Genomic DNA, 5630 nt, shown 5'->3' on the forward strand with positions numbered 1-5630 from the left:
CTCAGGTTAATCTGGTCGAATCATTGTATCCAAATTGCATGCAACATGCGTGGGGTGGGCTGCCACGGGGCTGTACCCGGACGTGGTGAATCACCGTACCGAGGTGCGCTCCGCTGACCCAGTACATATTGCGCAGTTCCTCCGAGCTGTAACGATCCACCGGGATGCACTTGATCAGTACGAAGCCACGGCCGGAGCGAATCTCGACGAGCATCCGCTGCAGGCGCTTGCCGAGCGCAGGTATCTCGAACTCCTCCTTGCCGGAACTGGGCCAGCGGAGCCCCCGTTCCGAAAGTCGCGCCAAGGCTGCATCTTGTTCGAGCACTTCGTTCTCAATGAGACGATCAGTCCACGAGTCGTCGCGAGCATATGTGCTAGCCGGCCAGGCACAACCGGGATCAGGCATTTTTTCGAGCAACAGCACGCGCGCGTCGGCATCGCTGGCTTCGATCGCAGCGCCCCGCGGCAAAGCCGTATCCCACGACGATGACGTCGAACGCTTCGAATGATCTGGCGGCACTGCCGCTCAATTCCGCCGCTGTCAAGTCGCTTTCCTCCAGTGATGAAATGCGAATTACTTCGCGGTCAAGCCTGACTCTTTGATCAGCTCGGAAAATGCGGATATTTCCGTGGCCAGGAACGTGGAAAATCGCGTGGATGGGGCATGACGGGCCTCCATGCCCAGGCTCGCGAACCGTTGCTGGAGGTCACGGTCTTGGAGACTGCGGCCGATATCGCGATCGAGTTTGTCCACGATCGCCTTCGGCGTTGCGCGCGGTACCAGAATTCCCCACCAGATGATTGCTTCGTATCCCGAAACACCGGACTCGGCGATCGTCGCCACATCGGGCAGAAGTGCCGAGCGTTTTGCACTGCCCAGACCCAGAGCGCGCAGTTTTCCGCTGTTCAGGTGCGCGAGGACCGGGCTCACGCTGCTCATGATGAGCGGCACTTGTCCGCTCAGTGTGTCTATGACTGCGGCGCTTGACCCCTTGTACGCCACGTGCGCCATGGAAGTCCCGGTCATCTTCTGCAGCCTTAACATGGCGAGGTGAGTGACGCCTCCAACACCGGAGATCCCGAATTGCAGCTCATTGGAGTTGGGCTTGCCCCTGGCCAGCGAGATAAGCTCCTTTACGGTGCGCGCGGGGAAGGCCGGATGTGCGCAGAGAATAAGCGGCCCATCGCCGAGCAGCGCTACCGGCTGAAAGTCTCTCAGAGAATCGTAGGGCAGCCTGTGGGTTGTTGGATTGATGGCAAAAGTCGTCGAAGCAACGACCATCGTGTGGCCATCGGGCGGCGCCTGCGCGGCCATAGCGGTGCCGATGATGCCATTGGCGCCTACGCGGTTGTCTGCAACGACTTGTTGGCCCCAGAGCATGGAAAGTCTTGCGCCAAGTATGCGGGCGACATTGTCGTTGCTGCCGCCCGTGGTAAAGGGAATGATCAGGCGAACTGGCCGGTTGGGGTAATCGCCTTGCGTTCCGCGCGGTGCGGGCTGAGCAAAGAGCCCGGTGCTGATCGCCCAAAGCAGAGCTGCTGGCAGTGCTCGTACTGTCACTCTCATCGATTCCTCCGTCTACATTGCGTAATCGCGCTTCTCACCTTACGAGTGCTGCACACTGGGCTCAAGCGATCTCGCCGAAAGTAAGCCGAGAGAAGCCAATCAATTTGCCGTCGCCCCCGACTTCCTGATTATCGCGGCCCAGTTGTCCAGCTCGGCTTTGATGAATCCGCCGAACTGCTTGCCTGTCGAAGCGACAACGTTTGCGCCCTGACTTACCAGGATCTTCTTCACGTCCGGCTCGAGGAGTGCGGCGGTGATGTGGGAATGCAGTCGGCGCAGGACCGCGTCCGGAACTCCCGCCGGCGCAAGGAAGCCAAACCAGGTATTCACTTCGTACCCAGGTACGCCTGCTTCGGAAATGGTAGGCGTGTCGGGAGCCGCGGGCGAACGATCGCGCGACGTCACCGCGATCGCGCGCAGCTTGCCTGAAGCTACATGCGGCAAGGCCACGGGCAGGTTGGGAAACATGATGACTACATTGCCGGCAATGGTGTCGACAAGTGCAGCTGCGCTGCCCCGGTAGGGCACGTGCAACATTTCGGAGCTGCACTGCAATTTTGCCGTCATCGTGACGATTCCTCCTCGTATCGGTTGTTCGAGTGATTGTATCCAAATTGCATGCATAGAGACGGGCTGACCGGGCGCGGGGAAATGGGCACGTGGTAGACTCCAGCGCCCCGTTTGCGCACGTAACACGTCTGCTCATGGCAAACCCTCGCAAGAACAGCAGTCAGGACAAGGCTTACAGCCATATCAAGGACGAGATCGTCAGCCTCTCCGCTAAGCCGGGTTCGCCGCTGCGTGCGCAGGAGATTGCGGCCCATCTCGATGTGAGCCGCACGCCCGTGCGCGAGGCGCTCAGCAGGCTTGAGCAGGAAGGGTTCGTCATGCGGCAGGATGGCTGGGGATACGTGGTGCGGCCGATGACGCCGCAGGACATTCTGAATCTGTTCACCGTGCGCGAGTCACTCGAAGTGCAGGCTGCGCTCGAGGCGCTGCCTCATCTGAACGGCGCAGTGCTGTCCGCGCTTGCAGTAAAACTCGAAAAAGCGGCCAGGCTCCTGAAGCAGGAGCGGTACGCGGTGTTTCGCGCCCTGAGCCGCGAATTTCATCTCTCGATTGCCGCCGCGAGCCATAATGAGCTGCTGTATCGGCTGCTGGCGACGGCCCGCGACCGCATTCTGCTCGTTGGGGCGATGCACCAGGACATGCGCTCGAGCCGGGCCCGGGAAGTCCAGGCGGAGAACACCAAGATTCTGAAGGCGCTGCGCTCAGGCGATCCGGAGCTCGTAAAAGATGCGGTGCTCGCGCACATCCGAGCGTCCCGTGCGAGTATCCTGCCTGCCGGAATAGTGAATGCGGTGGACGAGCCCGCGGTGCAGGCTCGCAAACCTGCGGCGAAACGCGCGACGCGCAGGAGACGTTAGCGCTGCGACTGGCGGCGCCTTTCCCGCCGGCCGTGGCCACGGCCATGAGCGCAGAGTCTCGACTCAGCGGGGCGCGCGCGGATGCGATCCTCTGGCGGCTGCGCGCGGATCGTGATACGGCCGGTCGCCGCGAAACTGGAGCCGGTGCAGGACGCGACGCGCGCAAGGATCAAAGGGTTTGCGATGGTGCATGAGGCAGCGGTTGTCCCAGATCAGCACGTCGCCTTTTTTCCATGTGTGCTGCCACGTGAATCGCTCCTGGGCCGCGTGAGCCCACAGCATGTTCAGCAGCGACTCCGATTCATCGAGCGAGAGTCCGCAGACGTAGGCGTTTGGCCTGCGGCCTAGATAGAGCGCGTTACGGCCCGTTTCAGGGTGCGTCCGTACCAGGGGATGGTAGGGCCCCGGCGCGGTGATCGGATCGGACGCGGGCTGGAAGCCCCTGCGCAGTTCGCCCGCGCTGTTGTAAGTCGTGTCGTGCTTGACCGTAAGCGTCGACAGTCTCGTCTTGAGGTCTGCCGACAGGTTGTCATATGCCATGTACATGTTCGCGAATGCGGTCTCGCCGCCGGAATCCGGAAGCTCCACCGCGTACAGCAGACTGTAGCTGAGCGGCGTCTCGCGATAGGAGTTGTCCGAGTGCCACACCACTTCGGCATCTCCGAGCACGCCGATGGGCACGCCATCTTCCTTGACGTTCGACACGATGAGCATTTCTTCGTGCTCGCGCTCTTTCTGATTATTGGTATAGCCGAGCGGCGCATTGTCGAGCGCGTGAAGCTGCCGACCGAAAGCGATCAGCTCAGGATCGGTTAGATCCTGGCCGCGAAACAACAGCACCATATGATCCAGCAGTCCCTTGCGGATCGCGTCGAAATCTTGTTCATCGGGCCTGGCCAGGCTGCCGCAGTGGACTTGCGCTCCGAGCACCGGCGAGAGCGGGACGAAGGACAGTGTCTGCGCGCTTGTGCGCTCGGTGATCAAGGTTGTCTCTATCATCGATCTGCCTCCCTTAATTTGGCTTGATCTTCGCAAATCGCACGACGTCTGCCATGCGCGCCGTTTCTTCCCTGATCTTCGCGCGGAACTGCTCGGGCGTCGACGGCGTAACCGCCGCCCCGCGGGCACTGATGCGCTGCTTCATGTCTGCCGATGCGAGAATCTTCACGACTTCCGAGTTCAGGCGCGCGAGCGCGTCTTCCGGCGTGCCGGCGGGCGCGAGCAGGCCGTTCCAGGTCGTACTCTCGTATCCGGGCACGCCCGCCTCGGCGACCGTCGGCACGTCCGGGATCACCGGCGAGCGCTCTCTAGTCGTGACTGCGATCGCGCGAACCCGGCCTGCTTCGACCATAGGCACCGTTGTGACGAGGTTGTTGAACAGCACGGTGATGTTGCCGGCTGCGAGATCGGTGAGGGCGGGAGCTGCGCTCTTGTAAGGCACGTGAATCATCGATGTTTTCGTCAGCATCTTGAAAAGCTCGCCGCTGATGTGGCCGAATCCGCCCAGACCGGAAGAGCCGAAAGTGAGCTCGCCCGGCCGCGCCTTGGCGAGCCTTATCAGCTCGGGAACCGACTTCGCCGGCAGCGTCGGGGTCACCACAAGCAGGGCCGCTGAGGATATGAGCAGCGAAATCGGCGCAAAGTCCCGCTCGATATCGTACGGCAGTCGGTAGATGTGGGGATTCACGGTGAGTGTGAAACCGGTCGAAAGCACGATCGTGTGCCCGTCGGGCGGTGCGGTGGCCGCGGCTTGCATGCCGATGTTGCCGTTGGCGCCACCGCGATTGTCGACGATCACCTGCTTCCTGAGCGCCTCGGTCAGTCCGGTACCCAGGAGCCTCGCGAGGACATCGCTGGGACCCCCTGCAGTGTACGGCACGATGAAGCGAACGGGCTTGACTGGATACGTCTGCGCGCTTACCTGGCCGGCTGCTAGCAGCGCAACTGTGGAAATGAACACACGGTAACGAAGCTGCCTCACTGCCATACCTCCTCTTCTCTCTTGTCGCACCCGATCATTCTGAATGCAAGTTGCATGCATTATACAGAACTGCCGTCTTTGGGCATTGACAAGGCGGCGGCGAGCATCCTACTCTGCGACCGTCCGAATGACGACTGGCCTGCGTTCGGAAACACCACCGAAGGAGGAGCGTAATGCTTGCTGCAAGACCGTCGGACCGTGCGCTCGGGGCTGAGATCGCGGGCATCGACCTGCCGTGCAACCTGGACGAGCAGGCTTTCCAGGAAATCGTGGCCGCGCTGCATGAGCACGAAGTCATTTTCTTCCGGAACCAGCACCTGACGCCCGAGCAGCACATCGCATTCAGCCGCCGCTTCGGCGAGTTCGAGCACCACGTGCGCCAGGACTGCTGCAGGCCCGGCTACCCTGAGCTCTTTGTCGTATCCAATATCATCCAGAACGGAAAGCCCATCGGAAGCCAGAACGCCGGTTTCTTCTGGCAACCTATCCGCAGCGACCGGTTCGGCTGAGCGTGCCGTTCGCGCCGGGCGGAGCGAACGACGTCCTAAGGTCGATTGATCGCGATGTGCATAGCCTAAAGCACCGGGCAGGTGCGTTACGCGCGTGGCTGGTGCGTGCTGGAGCCCGCCTCGACCATTGCGCAACCGTTCGATGC

7 protein-coding genes are annotated in these 5630 nt (G+C 61.6%); 2 read left to right on the forward strand and 5 right to left on the reverse strand.

Going from position 1 to position 5630, the window contains the following annotated elements; genetic code table 11:
* Nucleotide 1: 1 nt before the first annotated feature.
* The 3 genes from GEV05_30220 to GEV05_30230 form a co-directional block, all read right to left on the reverse strand.
* Nucleotides 2-520, reverse strand: a complete 519-nt coding sequence (locus GEV05_30220) for a hypothetical protein (protein MPZ47559.1) — start codon at nucleotides 518-520, stop codon at nucleotides 2-4.
* Nucleotides 521-574: 54 nt separating this feature from the next.
* Entirely contained in the window at nucleotides 575-1567 is a 993-nt protein-coding gene (locus GEV05_30225; GenBank protein MPZ47560.1) for a tripartite tricarboxylate transporter substrate binding protein, read from the reverse strand.
* A 99-nt stretch (nucleotides 1568-1666) separates the two neighbouring features.
* The gene (locus tag GEV05_30230; GenBank protein MPZ47561.1) at nucleotides 1667-2191 is read right to left on the reverse strand and encodes a hypothetical protein; all 525 of its coding nucleotides are present in this window, start codon (nucleotides 2189-2191) and stop codon (nucleotides 1667-1669) included.
* An 80-nt stretch (nucleotides 2192-2271) separates the two neighbouring features.
* Between GEV05_30230 and GEV05_30235 the strand changes: the two genes are divergently transcribed.
* Nucleotides 2272-2994, forward strand: a complete 723-nt coding sequence (locus GEV05_30235) for a GntR family transcriptional regulator (protein ID MPZ47562.1) — start codon at nucleotides 2272-2274, stop codon at nucleotides 2992-2994.
* 63 nt (nucleotides 2995-3057) lie between these two features.
* Here GEV05_30235 and GEV05_30240 read toward each other — a convergent pair whose 3' ends face one another.
* Both GEV05_30240 and GEV05_30245 read right to left on the reverse strand, forming a co-directional pair.
* Nucleotides 3058-3993: a TauD/TfdA family dioxygenase gene (locus tag GEV05_30240; protein ID MPZ47563.1), complete on the reverse strand. Its 936-nt coding sequence runs from the start codon at nucleotides 3991-3993 to the stop codon at nucleotides 3058-3060.
* 13 nt (nucleotides 3994-4006) lie between these two features.
* On the reverse strand, nucleotides 4007-4981 hold the full coding sequence (locus GEV05_30245; GenBank protein MPZ47564.1) for a tripartite tricarboxylate transporter substrate binding protein: 975 nt from the start codon (nucleotides 4979-4981) through the stop codon (nucleotides 4007-4009).
* A gap of 167 nt (nucleotides 4982-5148) precedes the next feature.
* Between GEV05_30245 and GEV05_30250 the strand changes: the two genes are divergently transcribed.
* Nucleotides 5149-5484, forward strand: coding sequence for a hypothetical protein (locus tag GEV05_30250; protein ID MPZ47565.1), 336 nt, complete (start codon nucleotides 5149-5151; stop codon nucleotides 5482-5484).
* Nucleotides 5485-5630 lie beyond the last annotated feature (146 nt).

It is taken from the genome of Betaproteobacteria bacterium, from assembly GCA_009377585.1.
Classification (GTDB): domain Bacteria; phylum Pseudomonadota; class Gammaproteobacteria; order Burkholderiales; family WYBJ01; genus WYBJ01.

What these genes read in the sequence shown, in the direction of transcription:
- GEV05_30225 (MPZ47560.1), bottom strand. Translation starts at nt 1,567, where the DNA reads ATGAGAGTGACAGTACGAGCACTGCCAGCAGCTCTGCTTTGGGCGATC.
- GEV05_30245 (MPZ47564.1), bottom strand. Translation starts at nt 4,981, where the DNA reads ATGGCAGTGAGGCAGCTTCGTTACCGTGTGTTCATTTCCACAGTTGCG.
- GEV05_30235 (MPZ47562.1), top strand. Translation starts at nt 2,272, where the DNA reads ATGGCAAACCCTCGCAAGAACAGCAGTCAGGACAAGGCTTACAGCCAT.
- GEV05_30240 (MPZ47563.1), bottom strand. Translation starts at nt 3,993, where the DNA reads ATGATAGAGACAACCTTGATCACCGAGCGCACAAGCGCGCAGACACTG.
- GEV05_30250 (MPZ47565.1), top strand. Translation starts at nt 5,149, where the DNA reads ATGCTTGCTGCAAGACCGTCGGACCGTGCGCTCGGGGCTGAGATCGCG.
- GEV05_30230 (MPZ47561.1), bottom strand. Translation starts at nt 2,191, where the DNA reads ATGCATGCAATTTGGATACAATCACTCGAACAACCGATACGAGGAGGA.